Raw genomic sequence first — 18,112 nt, 5'->3', positions numbered from 1 at the left:
ACTTAAATGCTCTAATCGCCCCGTCTCGTTCCTATAGAAGAATCGGTTTCACCCATGGATATCAAACAGCTCTGGCTCAACGTCCAAGACCTTTGGGGCGCCCTCGATCAACACCCCCTGCTGCACGCCAGCCTGGGTTTGGTGGTGTTGCTGGTGGTGGCACTGCTGCTCGGACGAGCGGCACGTTATCTGATCCTCCACACCGTCAAGCTGCTGGGTCGGCAGCCGGCACTGCACTGGCTCAATGACCTGCGCCAGAACAAGGTCTTTCACCGCCTGGCGCAAATGACGCCATCGGTGGTCATTCAATTCGGCCTGTACCTGGTGCCGGACCTGAGCAAAACCGCCACCCTGTTCATCGGCAACGTGGCCCTGGCCTTTACCATCCTGTTCATGACCCTGGCCGTGAGTGCACTGCTCAATGCCTTGCTGGACATTTATGCACGCACCGAACACGCACGCACCCGTTCGATCAAGGGTTACGTGCAACTGGCCAAGATGGTGCTGTTCGTGTTTGCCGCAATCATCATCGTCGCCACCCTGATCGACCGCTCGCCGCTGTTGCTGCTGTCGGGTCTTGGCGCCATGTCGGCGGTGATTCTGTTGGTGTACAAGGACACCCTGCTGTCGTTCGTCGCCAGCGTGCAACTGACCAGCAACGACATGCTGCGCGTCGGCGACTGGATCGAGATGCCCCAGGTCGGCGCCGACGGCGACGTGGTGGACATAACCCTGCACACGGTCAAGGTACAGAACTTCGACAAGACCATCGTCTCGATCCCCACCTGGCGCCTGATGTCCGAGTCGTTCAAGAACTGGCGCGGCATGCAGGCGTCGGGTGGGCGGCGGATCAAGCGCAGCTTGTTCATCGACGCCAGCGGCGTGCGTTTTTTGCGTGACGACGAAGAAATGCGCATGACCCAAGTGCACTTGCTCACCGACTATATCGGACGCAAGCAGGCCGAACTCAAGGCCTGGAACGAAGCCCAGGGCCACAGCGCGCAACTGTCGGCCAACCGCCGCCGCATGACCAACCTCGGCACCTTCCGCGCCTACGCCCTGGCCTACCTCAAAAGCCATCCGGACATTCAGCCGAACATGACCTGCATGGTGCGCCAGATGCAAACCACCGCCCAGGGCGTGCCGCTGGAAATCTACTGCTTCACCCGCACCACGGCGTGGGCGGATTACGAGCGGATCCAGGGCGATATTTTCGACTACTTGCTGGCGGTGCTGCCGGAATTCGGGCTGAGCCTGTATCAACAGCCGAGTGGCAATGATTTGCGGGCGGGGGTGTTGCCGGCGGTGTTGGGCGCCAGTCATTTGCCGACGCTGGAAAACAAATCTGCCTGACGCCTCCAAGCCCACTGTGGAAGCGAGCTTGTGTGGGAGCGGCCTGCTCGCGAAGGCGGTTTGTCTCAGAAGGATGTGCTGACTGATACACCGCATTCGCGAGCAAGCCCGCTCCCACAGGGGGGGTCAGTGTGGGGCTGGCTGTTTACGCACACCCAACCGACTGATCCACACCGCCCCCAGAATCACCAGACCGCCCAGCGCCAATCGACCCAACGGCTCGTGCTGGTTCCAGATCAGCAGGTTCAGCAACAGGCCCACCGGCACATGCAGGTTGTTCATCACCGCCAGGGTACCGCCGTTGACCAGGCAGGCGCCCTTGTTCCACCAGTACATGCCCAGCGCCGTGCTGACCAGGCCGAGGAATACCAGCACGCCCCATTGCAGGGGGGCTTCGGGCAGGAAGTTGGCCTTGCCGAACAACAGAAATGCCGGCAGCACCACGATCAGGGCGCCGAGGTAGAAGTAGCCGAAACGACGGTAGTGCGGCAGGTCGCTGGGGTAGCGCGCCACCAGGTGCTTGTACATCACCTGCCCGGCGGCGTAGGTGAAATTGGCCAGTTGCAGCAACAGGAAGCCCATGAGGAAGTTCGGGGTGATCTGGTCGAAACGGATCACCGCCGCGCCGCCCACCGCCACCAGCGCTGCAACCAGTGCCCAGGGATTGAAGCGCCGGTTGAGGGCATCTTCGATCAGGGTCACGTGCAACGGCGTAAGAATGGTGAACAGCAATACCTCGGGCACCGTGAGTACGCGAAAGCTCAGGTACAGGCACACGTAGGTCACGCCGAACTGCAACGCACCGATCATCAGCATGCCGCGCATGAAGGCCGGCTCCACCGCACGCCAGCGTGTCAGCGGGATAAACACCAGCCCGGCCAGCACCACACGCACCAGCACCGCGAAATAACTGTCGACGTGACCGGCGAGGTATTCGCCGATCAAGCTGAAGGAAAATGCCTGAATCAGGGTGACAACCAGTAGATAGCCCATGCGCGCCTCGTTTCGAATGGGCGGGACATTAAAGCTTTTCGGCGTTTGACGAAACTCGGGGCAAAAAAAACCCGACCTCGCTAAAGCGTCAGTCGGGCAGGAGCACTCAGGAGCTACAAGTGCAAAGGGAGGTTCGTACGCGTACTTGAAGGGTTGGCGTGGGGTTAGATAAACACCGCGCGATTATCTGACGATTAACGGTTCAGGCGACCTGTGCCAACAGCGCCTTGGCATGGTTGATGCCCTTCTCCTGGAAGTCTCCGCTCAGGTTCACCCCTTCGGCGTGAATGAAGGTGACGTCGTGGATGCCGATAAAGGCCATTACCTGGCGCAGGTAGGGTTCCTGATGGTCAGAGCTGGCGCCGGTATGAATGCCACCACGGGCGGTGAGCACGATGGCACGCTTGCCGGTCAACAAGCCCTGAGGGCCGGTCGCGGTGTATTTGAAGGTCACGCCGGCACGCAGTACATGGTCCAGCCAAGCCTTGAGGGTGCTGGGAATTGCAAAGTTGTACATCGGCGCGGCCAGTACCAGCACGTCGGCGGCGAGCAATTCGTCGGTCAATTCATTGGAGCGGTCCAGGGACACTTGTTCACTGTCGTTGCGCTCTTCGGCGGGTTTCATCCAACCGCCCAGCAGGTCGGCGTCCAGATGCGGGACCGGGTTGCTGGCCACGTCACGCACGGTGATCTGATCCGCCGGGTGGGCGGCTTGCCATTGGCTGATGAACTGCTGAGTCAGCTGGCGGGAAATCGAACCCTGCTGGCGGGCGCTGCTTTCGATGATCAGAACATTGGACATGGCGTTGTAGGCTCCATCTGTAATTGCTGTAAGTCGATGGAGTGAAGATTAAACAGAGCCAATTCGATTAAAAAGCGCAAAAAACTGCTATAACCCATCTAGAAATTTGCTTATAAGCGGAGTATTCCTGAGGGCATGCTTCGCTTGCGCTTTATTTGGGCGAGCAGGCCAAGGCGATACGCATCTTGATGATGGCGCGGTTGAACTTGACCGTGGTGTTGGTGCTTTTGCCCGCCGGCACCGTGACCGTACGGCGCCGCGGTGATTCCGGGCCATTGGTGAAGGTTACCGAGCACAGCGCATCGTTGGTGCCGTAGTTATTCAGTTGGATCGAGCTGATATCGCCGTCCACGTCGGAAGCGGTGTAGTCCACGCTGACGCCGTCGATTTTTTTCGTGACATCGATGGGGTAGGCAAACGCACTCATTGGCAGCAGCACCAGCAGCAAATAACAGAATTTTCTCATTCGGCAGTCTCCAATAAAGGCTGTCAGCTTAGGACAAGAGGAGCTCATCTTGAAAGCGCCCCGCGTTACCCTCGATCAATGGCGCACATTGCAAGCCGTGGTCGACCATGGCGGCTTCGCCCAGGCGGCCGAAGCGCTGCACCGTTCGCAATCCTCGGTGAGCTACACCGTGGCCCGCATGCAGGATCAGCTCGGCGTGCCGCTGCTGCGTATCGACGGGCGCAAGGCCGTGCTCACCGAAGCAGGCGAAGTGCTGCTGCGCCGCTCCCGCCAGTTGGTGAAAAACGCCAGCCAGCTCGAAGACCTCGCCCACCATATGGAACAGGGCTGGGAAGCCGAGGTACGCCTGGTGGTGGACGCCGCCTACCCTAACGCACGCCTGGTGCGCGCCCTCACCGCGTTCATGCCGCAGAGCCGTGGCTGCCGCGTGCGGCTGCGTGAAGAGGTGCTCTCCGGCGTTGAAGAATTGTTGATGGAAGGTGTGGCGGACCTGGCGATCTCCGGCTTCAGCATCCCGGGTTACCTGGGTACGGAAATGAGCGACGTGGAGTTCGTCGCCGTGGCCCATCCCGACCACGCCCTGCACCGCATGAATCGCGAGCTGAGTTTCCAGGACCTGGAAAGCCAGATGCAGGTGGTGATCCGCGACTCCGGTCGCCAGCAACCCCGCGACGTGGGCTGGCTTGGCGCCGAACAGCGCTGGACCGTCGGCAGCCTGGCCACCGCCGCCACCTTCGTCGGCAGCGGCCTGGGCTTTGCCTGGCTACCCCGGCACATGATCGAACGCGAACTCGCCGAAGGCGTACTCAAGCAGCTACCCTTGGAACAGGGCGGCAGCCGCCATCCCACGTTCTATCTGTATTCGAACAAGGACAAACCCCTGGGGCCGGCGACGCAGATCCTCGTCGAACTGCTGCGCACCTTTGATACCGCTCCCCTGGACGCACCTTTCGCCGCCCCACAGCAAGCCTGAAACGGAGTTCATGCATGGCCTGGTTCGACCATGAAGGCTGCACCCTGCACTACGAGGAATATGGCCACGGCAACCCGTTGATCCTGATCCACGGCCTGGGCTCCAGCAGTCAGGACTGGGAATTGCAGATCCCGGTGCTGGCCCGGCATTACCGCCTGATCGTGGTGGATGTGCGCGGCCATGGTCGCTCCGACAAACCCCGCGAGCGCTACAGCATCCAGGGGTTCACTTTCGACTTGATTGCGCTGATCGAACACCTGAACCTGCCGCCCGCCCACGTGGTGGGTTTGTCCATGGGTGGCATGATCGCCTTTCAACTGGCCGTGGACGAACCCGCCCGGGTGCGCAGCCTGTGCATCGTCAACAGCACGCCCGAGGTCAAGGTGCGCAGCCCGGGCGATTACTGGCAATGGACCAAGCGCTGGAGCCTGGCGCGCCTGCTCAGCCTGGCCACCATTGGCAAGGCCTTGGGTGATCGATTGTTCCCCAAGCCGGAACAGGCCGACCTGCGCCGCAAGATGGCCGAGCGCTGGGCAAAGAACGACAAACGTGCTTATCTCGCCAGCTTCGACGCGATTGTGGGCTGGGGCGTACAGGAACGACTCTCCAGAATCGCCTGTCCAACACTGGTCATCAGCGCCGACCACGACTACACCCCCGTGGCGCACAAAGAAAACTATGTAAAACTGCTGCCCGATGCGCGGCTGGTGGTCATCGAGGATTCCCGCCACGCCACGCCCTTGGATCAACCCGAAGTCTTTAACGCTACCCTGCTCGATTTTCTAAAGACAGTCGAAACCACTACCCAGGATCACTGACCCATGTTGAAAAAAATCGCCTTCTTCGCCGGCTCCGTACTGTTCGCAGCCAACCTGATGGCGGCCGAGCCCGTCAAGGCTCAGCACGTACTCCTGACCACCACCAACGGCGACATCGAAATCGAACTGGACCCGGTCAAGGCGCCGATCAGTACCAAGAACTTCCTGGCCTATGTGGACAAGGGCTTCTACAGCAACACGATCTTCCACCGTGTGATCCCGGGCTTCATGGTTCAGGGCGGCGGGTTCAACGCGCAGATGTCGCAAAAACCGACCGACGCGCCGATCAAGAACGAAGCCAGCAATGGCCTGCACAACGTACGTGGCACCCTGTCGATGGCGCGCACCAATGACCCGAACTCGGCCACCAGCCAGTTCTTCATCAACGTGGCCGACAACGCCTTTCTCGACCCGGGCCGCGATGCCGGCTACGCCGTGTTCGGCAAGGTCGTGAAGGGCATGGATGTGGTCGACATCATCGTCAACTCCCAGACCACGACCAAACAGGGCATGCAGAACGTGCCAATCGATCCTGTGTACATCAAGTCGGCCAAGCGCATCGACTGAGGTAGCAGGTAGCTCCGCGCGCCGCCCACAAGGCCGCGCGCGCACTTGAAAGGAGAGCCCGCCCGGCGGGCGTCAACCCTAATGCTCTATCGTCGTTTCGAACAACTGATCGATATCTTCCGCGCGCCCCCCAGCGCGGCTCCTCCCGATACCGTCCTGCCCTTCTACCTCTACTACCTGCGCCAGGTATGGCCGCACTTCGCCACTTTGCTGGTGGTGGGCCTGATCGGCGCGCTGATCGAGGTGGCGCTGTTCAGCTACCTCAGCCGCATCATCGACCTGGCCCAGGGCACGCCGCCCGCCGATTTTTTCCAGCTGCACAGTGCCGAGCTGATCTGGATGGCCGTGGTCGCCCTGCTGCTGCGCCCGATCTTCGGCGCCCTGCATGACCTGCTGGTGCACCAGACCATCAGCCCCGGCATGACCAGCCTGATCCGCTGGCAGAACCACAGCTACGTGCTCAAGCAGAGCCTGAATTTCTTCCAGAACGACTTCGCCGGGCGCATTGCCCAGCGCATCATGCAGACCGGCAACTCCCTGCGCGACTCCGCCGTGGCAGCGGTGGATGCGATCTGGCACGTGGCGATCTATGCGATCAGTTCCCTGGTGCTGTTCGCCGAGGCCGACTGGCGCCTGATGATCCCGCTGATCACCTGGATCATCTGCTACAGCCTGGCACTGCGCTACTTCGTACCCCGGGTGAAAGAGCGTTCGGTGACGTCCTCCGAGGCACGTTCCAAACTGATGGGCCGCATCGTCGACGGCTACACCAACATCACCACCTTGAAGCTGTTCGCTCACACCCACTACGAGCAGGAATACGCCAAGGAAGCGATCATCGAGCAGACCGAGAAAACCCAGCTGGCCAGCCGCGTGGTCACCAGCATGGACATCGTGATCACCAGCATGAACGGCCTGCTGATCGTCACCACCACCGGCCTTGCGCTGTGGTTGTGGACCCAATCGCTGATTTCCACGGGTGCGATTGCCCTGGCGACCGGCCTGGTGATCCGCATCGTCAACATGTCCGGCTGGATCATGTGGGTGGTCAACGGCATTTTCGAAAACATCGGCCAAGTGCAGGACGGTCTCAAGACCATCGCCCAACCGCTGGCCGTGATCGACCGCGACAACGCGCCGCGCCTGAGCGTGCCCCACGGCGAAGTGCGCTTCGAACAGGTGGATTTCCACTACGGCAAGCAAAGCGGGATCATTGGCGGCCTCAACCTGGAAATCAAGGCCGGTGAAAAGATCGGCCTGATCGGTCCCTCCGGCGCGGGCAAGTCGACCCTGGTCAACCTGTTGCTGCGTCTGTACGACCTGCAAGGCGGGCGCATCCTGATCGACGGCCAGAACATTGCCGAAGTTGCCCAGGAAACCCTGCGCGAACAGATCGGCATGATCACCCAGGACACCTCGTTGCTACACCGCTCGATCCGCGACAACCTGCTGTACGGCAAGCCTGGCGCTACCGACGAAGAGCTCATGGCTGCCGTGCACAAGGCCCGCGCCGATGAATTCATCCCGTTGCTGTCGGACGCTGAAGGCCGCACCGGGCTGGATGCCCACGTGGGTGAACGTGGCGTGAAACTCTCCGGCGGGCAGCGCCAGCGCATCGCCATTGCCCGGGTGCTGCTCAAGGACGCACCGATCCTGATCATGGACGAAGCCACCTCGGCCCTGGACTCGGAGGTGGAAGCCGCGATCCAGGAAAGCCTGGAAACGCTGATGCAGGGCAAGACCGTCATCGCCATCGCCCACCGCTTGTCGACCATCGCACGGATGGACCGCCTGGTGGTGCTGGAAAAGGGCCAGATCGCCGAGAGCGGCAGCCATGCCGAGTTGCTGGCGCACAAGGGGCTTTACGCACGGCTGTGGCAACACCAAACGGGAGGGTTTGTCGGAATCGACTGATCGTCGCCTGCTCCAAATAAGCGCCAGCCCCCTGAAACAAAGGGGCCTGGCGCTTTTTCATGAGCTGGATTTGTGTCAAAAGCGTGCTGTAATTGTGTGCAGTGCCCAGAGGGGCGCTGAAGTAAATCTGCAGGGAGCATCACCGATTTACTGATTCGATAGGGATCTATCAAGGACGTGTTGCATGTCTTTGTTCAAACGTTCAGTCACAGAGGGGTTGGGTACGTTTTGGCTGGTGTTGGGCGGTTGCGGGAGTGCGGTGTTGGCCGCGGCATTCCCCGCAGTCGGGATCGGATTGTTAGGCGTGTCCCTGGCGTTCGGGCTCACGGTGCTGACCATGGCGTTCGCCATCGGGCATATCAGCGGTTGTCACCTCAATCCGGCCGTGTCGGTGGGGCTGGTCGTGGGCGGAAGGTTTCCGGCCAGGGAGTTACCGGCCTATATCGTCGCCCAAGTCATCGGCGGTGTTGTGGCCGCCGCGTTGTTGTACTTCATTGCCAGCGGCAAGCCCGGGTTTGAACTGGCAGGCGGCCTGGCGTCCAACGGCTATGGCGAGCATTCGCCGGGCGGTTATTCGATGGTGGCGGGGTTTGTCTGTGAGTGGGTGATGACGGCGATGTTCGTGCTGATCATCCTCGGCGCCACTGACCGTCGCGCCCCGGCGGGCCTGGCGCCCATCGCCATCGGCCTGGCCCTGACACTCATCCACCTGATCTCCATTCCCGTCACCAACACCTCGGTCAACCCGGCCCGCAGTACCGGCCCGGCGTTGATCGTGGGCGGGTGGGCGATCCAGCAGTTGTGGTTGTTCTGGCTCGCGCCGATCCTCGGCGCGGTGGTCGGCGGTGTGACCTACCGATGGCTCGGCAAGGAGGAGTCGGCCTGACGTAAAACGGGTTCAGCCCTGCCGATAAGGCAGGGCTGCCCTCGCCTCTTCGGCATACGCCAGCACGCCCACACGTTCACGCTCCAGAAAATCCTCCACGGCATTCTTCAACCCCGGGTGACGCAGGTAGTGCCACGAGCGCGTGATCACCGGTTCAAACCCACGGATCAATTTGTGCTCACCCTGCGCGCCCGCATCGAAACGGTGAAGGCCGTGGGCGATGGCGTAGTCCATGCCCTGATAGAAACAGGTTTCGAAATGCAGGCGGTCGAATTCCGCCAGGCAGCCCCAGTAGCGGCCATAGAAACTGTCGCCACCGATCAGACTGAAGGCCATGGCCACCGGGCGATTGCCCTGTTTGGACAGCACCACGCGGATCGCCTCGGGCATACGCTCGGCCAGCAGACTGAAAAATGCGCGGGTCAGGTAGGGCGCTTGGCGGCGTACTGCATAGGTATTGGCGTAACAGGCGTAGACAAAATCCCACTGGGCCTCGCTCAACTCATGGCCTTGCAGCCATTCGAACTCGATGCCCTGCCCCGCCACCTGCTCACGTTCCTTGCGCATCTGTTTGCGCTTGCGTGAACTCAGGGCGTCGAGGAAGTCCTGGAAGTCACGGTAATCACGGTTTTGCCAGTGATACTGACACCCCACGCGCTGCAACCAACCCGATTGCGCGGCCATTGCCTCATCGGCCAATGCGTCGGTGAAGTTGATGTGGGCGCTGGAGAGCCCTTCGATTTCCAGGTAGCCCGGCAGGCTCTTCAGCAGCTCGAAGCCGTCCTGGGCATTGGCCGCCAACAGGCGCGACCCGCTCACGGGGCTGAACGGTACCGCGACCAGCAGCTTGGGGTAATAGTCGATACCGGCGCGCTCGCAGGCATCCGCCCATGCGTGATCGAACACATATTCGCCATAGGAATGCCATTTGCGATAACCAGGCAAGGCCGCCACCAGCCGATCGCCTTCGCGGTGCAGCAAATGCTCGGGGCGCCAACCCGATTGCGGGCCCAGGCTGGCGCTGTCTTCCAGCGCACTGAGGAAGGCGTGCCGCACAAAAGGCTGACTATCCGGAACCAGGGCGTCCCACTCCTGCGGGGCGATTTCGGACAGGCTGTCCAGGCGTTGCAGCGGCATCGGCATCCTCACTACGTCATGGCGTGAAAGCTTGGCGAGTATCGCTTATCACGGCCCTTCACACACCCTCGAATCGCACGACAGGGCCACAGCCCAATAGTTCCAAACCTAAAGAATTTGTCATCTAGATGACATCAGATAGCCACTGCTGCGTCATAAACGATCGTGATACTGACGCCTGTTTTTAGAGCGCCTGGTTCTACCAGGCGGCTATTTTTCCGTCCGTCATCGGTCGGTTGTGTCCTGGATGGTTTGCCATCCCTCCTCACTTTCGGAGATTGATATGCGTCTTGCTTCCACCAAAACTGCGGCGGCCCTGTGCGGCGGCCTGTTACTGGCCCTGAGCGTTCCGGCCAGCGCCGCAGTCGACGCCAAGTTGCTCGACATGCTCAAGGCCAACGGCCAGATCACTTCGGCGCAGTACACCGAGCTGCAAGCGGAACTGGCCAAGGATCAGAAAGAAAAGCAGATCGCACAACAAGCTCAACAAGAGACCAACGAGCAGATCGCGGCCACCGCGAAGAAAACCAACGAGTTGAGCAGCTTCGACCAGAAGCTGGCCTGGGCCGCCAAGACCCAGTTCAAGGGTGACGTACGTTTCCGTCAGGAAACCGTGAAGATCCAGGGCGAATCCAATAACGGCGGCCGCGACAAGGATCGTCAGCGCATCCGTGCACGCCTGGGCGCCTACACCGAGATCAACTCCCAGGTCGACACCGGTATCCGTATCGCCACCGGCAGCAGCGACGACGCCCGCTCCACCAACCAGGACCAGGACAACTACTTCGACAAGAAGTCGATCTGGCTGGACCTCGGCTACATCGACTACCACCCCGACCAAATCAAGAACCTGCACGTGATTGGCGGCAAGATGCTGCAACCGTGGGTCAACATGGGCGACGTGATCTGGGATAGCGACATCAACCCGGAAGGTCTGGCACTGACCTACAAATACCCGCTGGGTAGCAGCGCCGAGCTGTTCGGCAGCATCGGTAACTACAACCTCAAGGACAACGTCGACGGCGACGGCGTGCAGTTCCGCCACGACCTGCGCCTGACATCCGGCCAGTTGGGTACCCGTTTCTCGGTGACCGACAACCTGAAACTGACCCTGGGCGGCAGCGTCTATGCCTACCAGAACGACAAGGACAGCCGCTGCACCACGACCACCACGCCATGCGCACTGGCCGTCAACGGCAACTCGGCCGACAACCAGTTCCGCCTGTACGAAGGTTTTGCCCAGGCCGACATCGGTGGCCTGGCAGTGCCTCTGGCGTTCTACGGCCAGTACGTGAAGAACAACGATGCCGTAACCGACCAAGACACCGCCTGGTTGCTGGGTGCCAAGTCCAAAGTGTTCGGCTTCAACCTGGACTACAACTACCGCGACATTCAGCGTAACGCTGTAGTGGGTGCCTTCACCGACTCGGACTTCGCCAACGGCACCACCGGTTCCCGTGGCCACAAGTTCAAGGTCAGCTACGACATCGACAAGAACTTCGCCCTGGGCGCCACGTACTTCCTGACCAAGGCTGACTTCTCCAGCCGTACTCAGCGTGATGCCAACACCAACACCCTGCAGTTGGATGCCGAAGCCAAGTTCTAAGAACGATAACGGTAAGTTTCAAGCTACAAGCTTCAAGGACGAGCGTGTCACTGGCAGCTTCAAGCTAACCGCTTGAGGCTGCTTCTTAAACAGTCTTGCGTGGGTGGAGCGGTCCCCATCATCCGTCCGGTCCACCTACGCGAGCCTGCTTATTCCCCACCTTTGTGATCCTTGAGCCGCTCTTGCGCCAACTGCTGCGCCAAGGCCTCCACACCCTCTACCGGCTCATCCGGCATGATCTTCAGCGTCGCCTGCATCAGGCGCATCTGACGGATAAACCGTCGGCAGTTGGGGCAGAACATCAAGTGATGACGCACCAGCAGACGCTCGCGAAAGGTCAGTTGCCCGTCGAGATAGTCACTGGAACGCGCCACTTGTTCTTTACAGGTCAACATTCGCCCGTTTCCTCAAAATGCTCCACCGTGGCAAAGACTTTAAGCCGTGCTCGATGCAACAGCACACGGACATTGGAGAGCGAGAGCGTCAGAAGATTACAAATCTCCTCCAACTCCAGCCCCTGGCGCTCACGCAACAACAGCACGCTGCTTTGCAGTTCCGACAGACTCAACAACGTATGCTCAAGGCATTTGCGCAGCTCATCCTCGGTCAGCAGGGCTTCCGGGGTGTCCTGGTGCCAGGCGTACGGGGCGACGGCCCAGTGGCCGTCATCGGGGGAAAAGCGCTCGTCGCCGATGGTACCGTGGGGCGAAGGCAAATCGTCGAGCAGCACCTCGCGCCGGTTCTGCTTGTAACGCCCCTTGGCGGCGTTGGCGGTAATGGTCAGCAGCCAGGTCTTGAGGCTGGAGCGCCCTTCGAACCTGGCCAGGTTGCGCACCACCGACAGCCAGGCGTCCTGCACGACTTCATCGGCGTGGCGTTGGCCGACGATGGCATAGGCCACCGCGCGCATGGCGCTCTGGTAAGTACTGACCAATTCCTTGTAGGCCCGCTGCTCACCCTTGAGCAGGCGTTCAAGCAGGTGCGCGTCGTCCGCTGCTGCCATCGTTTACCTCGATCCCACAGTGAAAACCCGATACCTGTGGGAGCTGGCTTGCCTGCGATAGCGGCTGTGAATTCACCCTCGTCATCGCAGGCAAGCCAGCTCCCACCTTGGACCTTGGCCGACCGGTAGATCAGCGTTTGCGCAGGATCACGCTGCCGATCGAATAACCCGCGCCAAACGAGCTGAGTACCGCCACCGACCCTTTGGGCAGATCGTCCTGGTAGGTGTGGAACGCAATGACCGAGCCCGCCGAGCTGGTGTTGGCGTAAGTATCGAGGATCACCGGCGCTTCTTCCACCGAGGCTTCGCGTCCCAGCAGTTTCTTCACGATCAAGTGGTTCATGCTCAGGTTGGCCTGGTGCAGCCAGAAGCGCTTCACATCGGCGACGTCCAGCTGGTTTTCCGCCAGGTGCGCGCCGATCAGCTCGGCCACCATCGGGCAAACGTCGCGGAACACCTTGCGGCCTTCCTGTACGAACAGCTTGTCCGGTGCACCCACACCCTCTTCCGCCGTGCGGTTGAGGAAGCCGAAGTTGTTGCGAATATTGTTGGAGAACTGCGTCAGCAGCTTGGTGCTCACCACGTCGAACTGATGGCTGGACGTCGCCAGATCAGCGCGCTCGAGCACCACGGCGGTGGCCGCATCACCAAAGATGAAATGGCTGTCACGGTCGCGGAAGTTCAGGTGACCGGTGCAGACTTCCGGGTTGACCATCAGGATCGCCCGCGCTTGCCCCAGCTGGATGCTGTTGGCGGCGTTCTGAATGCCGAAAGTGGCCGAAGAACAGGCTACGTTCATGTCGAAACCGAAGCCTTGGATGCCCAAGGCTGCCTGGACTTCAATTGCAATGGCCGGGTAGGCGCGTTGCAGGTTGGAGCAGGCGACGATCACGCCATCGATGTCAGCGGCGGTCTTGCCGGCGCGCTGCAAAGCCTGTTCGGCGGCGCCGACGGCCATTTGGCAGAGTACCGACCATTCGTCGTTGCTGCGTTCGGGCAGGCGTGGCGCCATGCGCTGCGGGTCGAGAATGCCGTCCTTGTCCATGACAAAGCGGCTCTTGATGCCTGACGCTTTCTCGATAAAGGCCGCGCTGGACTCCGTCAGCGCCTGCACTTCACCGCGCTCGATGGCACTCGCGTTATCACTGTTGAACTGCTGCACGTAGGCATTGAAAGACTGCACCAGCTCTTCGTTCGAGATGCTGTTGGCGGGGGTATACAGGCCAGTGCCGCTGATGACGACGTTATGCACGGTCGTTCCTCTAAATCTGTCAGGCAGAAGATATTGGTACTGTCGTACCAAACTTTAAGTAGTCCGATTCCGCACTGCGGGCACCAAACTGGCAACGCTTTATTCCATCGCGTCGTGGCTTTTCACGACGATCCCGGCATTTATAGCGGCGAAGTTTGCCACAAACCTCGGGATTTCGCGCCATACCCTCAATAAACACACCCTTGCCGGGATACATTATCGTTCCCACGCTCTGCGTGGAAACGCATCCTGTGACGCTCCGCGTCACGACTTCAACAGCGGACGCAGAGCGTCCAGGGCGGCATTCCCACGCGGAGCGTGGGAACAATCAAAACACCACATTCGCGAGCAAGCCCGCTCCCACAGGGGATTGGTGTTGTATTTCAGGCTTCGACCAGGCCCCACTGCTTACTCAAGCGTTTGTCGGAAATCGGCACCTTGGTCCCCAGCTGTTGGGCAAACAACGACACCCGGTATTCCTCCAGCCACCAGCGGTAAAGCGCCAGCTGGGGGTCGCGCTTGCCTTCCTGCGCATGCTTTTTCAGGCGGTTTTCATACTGCGTCCACAGGCCGGACAACTCGCCGCTCCACACCCGGTCCTTCTGCACCTGGCTCGGCAGTTTTTCCAGGCGCAGCTCAATGGCCTTGAGGAAACGTGGCAATTCCTTGAGCCAGTACGCGGGGGTTTCCCGCACGAACCCCGGGTACACCAGGTGGCCCAACTGCTGCTTGATATCGTTCAACGCCACCGCCTGGGCCAGGTCGATCTTGCCTTTGAAGCGCTTTTGCAAACCGTGCCAGAGCTTCAACACCTCCAGGGTCAGGCGTGCCAGGCGCTCGGCGTGCTCGGTCCAACTGCCACGCTTGCGCTCGGCCAGGGCCGCCAGCCCGGCGCCGTCCCGTGGCAGGCTCGGCTCGCCGTCCAGGATGCAACCGTCAAGGCTGGCCAGCAGAATGTCTTCCACCAGCGCATCGACACGCCCCAGTTCGCGGTACATCAACCCCAGCTCGGTCAGGCCAGGCAGCTTGCCCCGCAGGAACTTGGCCGGTTCGGCCAGTTGCTGCATCAGCAAGCGTTGCAAGGCGCGACGGTGCTGGAACTCGGCCTCGGCAGCGGTAGAGAAACGTCCTTCCTTGACCGTGCCGTTTTCTTCCACCAACGCCGGGTACACCGTCATCGACAAGCCGGCGATCTTCTGCTGGGTGGTTTCGGCCACTGCCGCGAATACCTTGGCCTCAACCGGCTGCTGGCTTTTCGCAGTCTGCGGCACCGCCAGCGCCGCCTGGCTGGCTTCGGCGAAGCGTGCGGTCAGCTCGGCCAGATCGCGACCTTCGCCGAGGAACTTGCCCTGGCCATCGACCACTTCCAGATTCATCTTCAGATGGTTTTCCACCTGCTGCGCGGCCTCGGTCCAAGCGTCGTCGCCCACGCGCGCCCCCGTCATGCGCAGCAGTTCACGGCCCAGCGCCTGGGGCAGCGAACCCTGGCCGAACTCAATGCGTTGCAGCGCCGCCTTGACGAAATCGGGCACCGGCACGAAATTCTTGCGCAGCGCTTTGGGCAAGTTGCGCACCAGGGCGATGCACTTGGCTTCGATCACCCCCGGTACCAGCCACTCCAGACGCTCCGGCGGCAACGCCGGCAGCAGCGGCGCCGGCACGCGCAGGGTCACGCCGTCGCGGGGGTGGTTGGGCTCGAAGTGGTAACTCAGGGCCAGCTCCAGGTCGCCCAGGCGCAGGGTGTCCGGGTAGTGCAGCGCCGTGACTTCACTGGCTTCACGGGCCAGCACATCTTCCTCGCGCATGATCAGCAGTTGCGGGTTCTTCTGGCTGTTGACCCGGTACCAACTGTCGAACGTGGCCGTCTGGTGGATCTCGGCGGGCAGGCGCGCATCGTAGAACGCGTACAGGGTTTCCTCGTCGGCCAGGATGTCCCGTCGGCGCGCCTTGGCTTCCAGTTCGTCAAGCTGCTCCAAGAGTTTCTGATTGGCCGCCAGGCACTTGGCGCGCGACTGAATCTCGCCGCGCACCAACCCTTCGCGGATAAACAGCTCGCGGGACACCACCGGATCGATCGGACCGAAATGCACCGGCCGGCGCCCTACCACGATCAACCCGAACAAGGTGATCTGCTCATAGGCCACCACTTGTCCGCGCTTCTTCTCCCAGTGCGGCTCGAAATGGTTTTTCTTGATCAGATGCCCGGCCAGGGGTTCGATCCAGTCGGCGTCGATCTTGGCGACCATGCGCGCATACAGTTTGGTGGTCTCCACCAGCTCGGCGGTCATCAGCCATTGCGGGCGCTTCTTGCCGATGCCCGACGACGGGTGAATCCAGAAGCGCCGCTGCCGCGCGCCCAGGTAATCACCGTCTTCGGTTTTCTGACCGATCTGGCTCAGCAGGCCGGACAGCACCGCCTTGTGCAATTTCGGGTAATCGGCCGGTTCTTTGTTGATCGCCAGCTGCATATCGCGGCAGATCAGGCTCAACTGGCGATGGGAATCGCGCCACTCGCGCAAGCGCAGGTAATTGAGGAAGTTCTTGCGGCACCAATTGCGCAACGGGCTCGCCGTCAACGCTTGGCGCTGTTCTTCAAAGCCACGCCACAAGTTGACCAGCCCGGCGAAATCCGAGTCGGTGTCCTTCCATTGCGCATGCGCCTGGTCGGCGGCCTGCTGGCGCTCGGGTGGGCGCTCGCGCGGGTCCTGGATCGACATGGCGCTGGCCACGATCAACACCTCCTGCAAACTGCCCAGCTTGGCCGCTTCCAGCAGCATGCGCCCCATGCGCGGGTCCACCGGCAGGCGCGCCAGCTGACGGCCCAACGGCGTGAGCTGGCTATTGCGGTCCACCGCCGAGAGCTCTTGCAGCAGGTTGAAACCGTCACTGATAGCCTTGCCATCCGGCGGCTCGATAAACGGGAAGTCCGTGATTTCGCCAAGGCGCAGGTGCAGCATCTGCAAAATCACCGCCGCGAGGTTGGTGCGCAGGATTTCCGGGTCGGTAAATTCCGGGCGTCCGATAAAATCCTCTTCGCTGTACAACCGCACGCAGATACCCGGCTCGACCCGCCCGCAGCGGCCTTTACGCTGGTTGGCGCTGGCCTGGGAAATCGCTTCGATGGGCAGGCGCTGTACCTTGGCGCGATAGCTGTAGCGGCTGATGCGCGCGGTGCCGCTGTCGATTACGTAGCGAATGCCCGGCACGGTCAGCGAGGTTTCGGCGACGTTGGTCGCCAGCACCACGCGCCGGCCCGGGTGCGACTGGAAAATGCGCTGTTGTTCGGCCGGCGACAGGCGCGCGTACAGCGGCAAAATCTCGGTGTGCCTGAGCTGCGCCTTGCGCAGCATCTCGGCGGCATCGCGGATTTCGCGTTCGCCCGGCAGAAACACCAGCACATCGCCGGGGCTGCGCCGTTCGCTGCGTTCATAAGCGGCAATTTCATCCAGTGCGGCAAGGATCGCCTGGTCGACGGTCAGGTCGTCCTCGACGCGGTTGCCCTCTTCGTCCTGTTCCAGGGTCAGCGGGCGGTACCAGGTTTCCACCGGAAAAGTACGACCCGACACTTCCACGATGGGCGCGTCATTGAAGTGCTTGGAAAAACGCTCCAGGTCGATGGTCGCCGAGGTGATGATGACTTTCAGGTCCGGGCGACGTGGCAGCAGGGTCTTCAAATAGCCGAGCAGGAAGTCGATGTTCAGGCTGCGCTCGTGGGCTTCGTCGACGATGATCGTGTCGTAGCGCTCGAGGTAGCGATCGTTCTGGGTTTCCGCCAGCAGGATGCCGTCGGTCATCAGCTTGATCAGGGTATTGGAGTCGCTCTGATCCTCGAAACGCACCTGGTAGCCGACCAGCGCGCCCAATGGCGTGGCCAGTTCCTCGGCCACCCGGCTGGCCACGCTGCGCGCTGCGATACGGCGCGGTTGGGTATGGCCGATCAGGCCGAACTGGCCGCGACCGATTTCCAGGCAGATCTTGGGCAACTGCGTGGTCTTACCCGAGCCGGTTTCGCCGGCAATGATCAATACCTGATGCTTGAGCAGCGCGTCCTTGATTTCGTCACGCTTGGCGGCGATGGGCAGGCTGTCGTCATACCGAATCGCCGGCACACTGTCACGCCGCGCCGTGACCTGGGCACAAGACGCCTGCATGCGCGCGACCCACTGCGCGAGCTTTTCCTCATCGGGCTTCTTGCGCAGCTCGAGCAACTGACGCCGCAACCGGTGACGGTCGGCGAGCAGGGCATGGTCGAGGTTTTTCAGCAGTTGGTCGATAGCGGGCGCTTGGTCTGTCATCAGGTACGTAACGGTCGTCTATTTATGCAGGGGGCGGATTGTCGCAG

15 protein-coding genes are annotated in these 18,112 nt (G+C 61.3%); 7 read left to right on the top strand and 8 right to left on the bottom strand.

Features of this window, described 5'->3' with window-relative positions:
- Window positions 1-54: 54 nt before the first annotated feature.
- The gene (locus ACW9IB_RS17400; protein WP_457414641.1) at window positions 55-1,353 is read left to right on the top strand and encodes a mechanosensitive ion channel family protein; all 1,299 of its coding nucleotides are present in this window, start codon (window positions 55-57) and stop codon (window positions 1,351-1,353) included.
- Between the two features lie 126 nt (window positions 1,354-1,479).
- Here ACW9IB_RS17400 and ACW9IB_RS17395 read toward each other — a convergent pair whose 3' ends face one another.
- From ACW9IB_RS17395 to ACW9IB_RS17385, 3 genes are all read right to left on the bottom strand, one after another.
- Window positions 1,480-2,346 carry a carboxylate/amino acid/amine transporter gene (locus ACW9IB_RS17395; RefSeq protein ID WP_457414639.1) on the bottom strand — a complete coding sequence of 289 codons (867 nt, stop codon included), beginning with the start codon at window positions 2,344-2,346 and terminating at the stop codon, window positions 1,480-1,482.
- A gap of 202 nt (window positions 2,347-2,548) precedes the next feature.
- A complete protein-coding gene (locus ACW9IB_RS17390) occupies window positions 2,549-3,148 on the bottom strand; it encodes an FMN-dependent NADH-azoreductase (protein WP_457367885.1) in 600 nt (199 codons plus the stop codon).
- Window positions 3,149-3,299: 151 nt separating this feature from the next.
- Window positions 3,300-3,614, bottom strand: a complete 315-nt coding sequence (locus tag ACW9IB_RS17385; RefSeq protein WP_457367886.1) for a 3-phosphoglycerate kinase — start codon at window positions 3,612-3,614, stop codon at window positions 3,300-3,302.
- Between the two features lie 49 nt (window positions 3,615-3,663).
- Between ACW9IB_RS17385 and ACW9IB_RS17380 the strand changes: the two genes are divergently transcribed.
- The 5 genes from ACW9IB_RS17380 (at window position 3,664) to aqpZ (ending at window position 8,772) form a co-directional block, all read left to right on the top strand.
- Window positions 3,664-4,587 carry a LysR family transcriptional regulator gene (locus tag ACW9IB_RS17380; RefSeq protein WP_457367887.1) on the top strand — a complete coding sequence of 308 codons (924 nt, stop codon included), beginning with the start codon at window positions 3,664-3,666 and terminating at the stop codon, window positions 4,585-4,587.
- A 14-nt stretch (window positions 4,588-4,601) separates the two neighbouring features.
- Window positions 4,602-5,405: an alpha/beta fold hydrolase gene (locus ACW9IB_RS17375; RefSeq protein WP_457414638.1), complete on the top strand. Its 804-nt coding sequence runs from the start codon at window positions 4,602-4,604 to the stop codon at window positions 5,403-5,405.
- Between the two features lie 3 nt (window positions 5,406-5,408).
- The gene (locus ACW9IB_RS17370) at window positions 5,409-5,972 is read left to right on the top strand and encodes a peptidylprolyl isomerase (protein ID WP_457367889.1); all 564 of its coding nucleotides are present in this window, start codon (window positions 5,409-5,411) and stop codon (window positions 5,970-5,972) included.
- An 81-nt stretch (window positions 5,973-6,053) separates the two neighbouring features.
- Window positions 6,054-7,886: an ABC transporter ATP-binding protein gene (locus tag ACW9IB_RS17365; RefSeq protein ID WP_457414636.1), complete on the top strand. Its 1,833-nt coding sequence runs from the start codon at window positions 6,054-6,056 to the stop codon at window positions 7,884-7,886.
- A 184-nt stretch (window positions 7,887-8,070) separates the two neighbouring features.
- Complete coding sequence (gene aqpZ / locus ACW9IB_RS17360; RefSeq protein ID WP_457414635.1) at window positions 8,071-8,772, top strand: aquaporin Z; 702 nt, start codon at window positions 8,071-8,073, stop codon at window positions 8,770-8,772.
- Between the two features lie 12 nt (window positions 8,773-8,784).
- Here aqpZ and ACW9IB_RS17355 read toward each other — a convergent pair whose 3' ends face one another.
- Window positions 8,785-9,909, bottom strand: a complete 1,125-nt coding sequence (locus ACW9IB_RS17355; protein ID WP_457414634.1) for a GNAT family N-acetyltransferase — start codon at window positions 9,907-9,909, stop codon at window positions 8,785-8,787.
- A gap of 283 nt (window positions 9,910-10,192) precedes the next feature.
- Between ACW9IB_RS17355 and ACW9IB_RS17350 the strand changes: the two genes are divergently transcribed.
- Complete coding sequence (locus ACW9IB_RS17350) at window positions 10,193-11,515, top strand: putative porin (protein ID WP_457414632.1); 1,323 nt, start codon at window positions 10,193-10,195, stop codon at window positions 11,513-11,515.
- A gap of 149 nt (window positions 11,516-11,664) precedes the next feature.
- Here ACW9IB_RS17350 and ACW9IB_RS17345 read toward each other — a convergent pair whose 3' ends face one another.
- The 4 genes from ACW9IB_RS17345 to hrpA all read right to left on the bottom strand — a co-directional run bounded on the left by ACW9IB_RS17345 (window position 11,665) and on the right by hrpA (window position 18,065).
- Window positions 11,665-11,910 carry an anti-sigma factor family protein gene (locus tag ACW9IB_RS17345; protein ID WP_457367896.1) on the bottom strand — a complete coding sequence of 82 codons (246 nt, stop codon included), beginning with the start codon at window positions 11,908-11,910 and terminating at the stop codon, window positions 11,665-11,667.
- Window positions 11,904-12,518: an RNA polymerase sigma factor gene (locus ACW9IB_RS17340; RefSeq protein ID WP_457367897.1), complete on the bottom strand. Its 615-nt coding sequence runs from the start codon at window positions 12,516-12,518 to the stop codon at window positions 11,904-11,906. The genes ACW9IB_RS17345 and ACW9IB_RS17340 overlap by 7 nt, the downstream gene beginning before the upstream one ends.
- 130 nt (window positions 12,519-12,648) lie before the next feature.
- Window positions 12,649-13,770, bottom strand: coding sequence for a beta-ketoacyl-ACP synthase III (locus tag ACW9IB_RS17335; RefSeq protein ID WP_457414630.1), 1,122 nt, complete (start codon window positions 13,768-13,770; stop codon window positions 12,649-12,651).
- A 383-nt stretch (window positions 13,771-14,153) separates the two neighbouring features.
- On the bottom strand, window positions 14,154-18,065 hold the full coding sequence (gene hrpA / locus ACW9IB_RS17330; protein WP_457414628.1) for an ATP-dependent RNA helicase HrpA: 3,912 nt from the start codon (window positions 18,063-18,065) through the stop codon (window positions 14,154-14,156).
- Window positions 18,066-18,112: the final 47 nt, after the last annotated feature.

The sequence above is a fragment of the Pseudomonas sp. SDO524_S393 genome (assembly GCF_054071875.1).
Note: the sequence above shows the minus strand (reverse complement) of the source record. Positions and strands in the feature narration are given on the sequence as shown.

Coding starts and splice junctions, on each gene's coding strand:
- ACW9IB_RS17340 (WP_457367897.1), bottom strand. CDS start 12,518: ATGGCAGCAGCGGACGACGCGCACCTGCTTGAACGCCTGCTCAAGGGT.
- ACW9IB_RS17350 (WP_457414632.1), top strand. CDS start 10,193: ATGCGTCTTGCTTCCACCAAAACTGCGGCGGCCCTGTGCGGCGGCCTG.
- ACW9IB_RS17355 (WP_457414634.1), bottom strand. CDS start 9,909: ATGCCGCTGCAACGCCTGGACAGCCTGTCCGAAATCGCCCCGCAGGAG.
- ACW9IB_RS17400 (WP_457414641.1), top strand. CDS start 55: ATGGATATCAAACAGCTCTGGCTCAACGTCCAAGACCTTTGGGGCGCC.
- ACW9IB_RS17395 (WP_457414639.1), bottom strand. CDS start 2,346: ATGGGCTATCTACTGGTTGTCACCCTGATTCAGGCATTTTCCTTCAGC.
- ACW9IB_RS17390 (WP_457367885.1), bottom strand. CDS start 3,148: ATGTCCAATGTTCTGATCATCGAAAGCAGCGCCCGCCAGCAGGGTTCG.
- ACW9IB_RS17345 (WP_457367896.1), bottom strand. CDS start 11,910: ATGTTGACCTGTAAAGAACAAGTGGCGCGTTCCAGTGACTATCTCGAC.
- ACW9IB_RS17365 (WP_457414636.1), top strand. CDS start 6,054: ATGCTCTATCGTCGTTTCGAACAACTGATCGATATCTTCCGCGCGCCC.
- ACW9IB_RS17385 (WP_457367886.1), bottom strand. CDS start 3,614: ATGAGAAAATTCTGTTATTTGCTGCTGGTGCTGCTGCCAATGAGTGCG.
- ACW9IB_RS17375 (WP_457414638.1), top strand. CDS start 4,602: ATGGCCTGGTTCGACCATGAAGGCTGCACCCTGCACTACGAGGAATAT.
- aqpZ (WP_457414635.1), top strand. CDS start 8,071: ATGTCTTTGTTCAAACGTTCAGTCACAGAGGGGTTGGGTACGTTTTGG.
- hrpA (WP_457414628.1), bottom strand. CDS start 18,065: ATGACAGACCAAGCGCCCGCTATCGACCAACTGCTGAAAAACCTCGAC.
- ACW9IB_RS17370 (WP_457367889.1), top strand. CDS start 5,409: ATGTTGAAAAAAATCGCCTTCTTCGCCGGCTCCGTACTGTTCGCAGCC.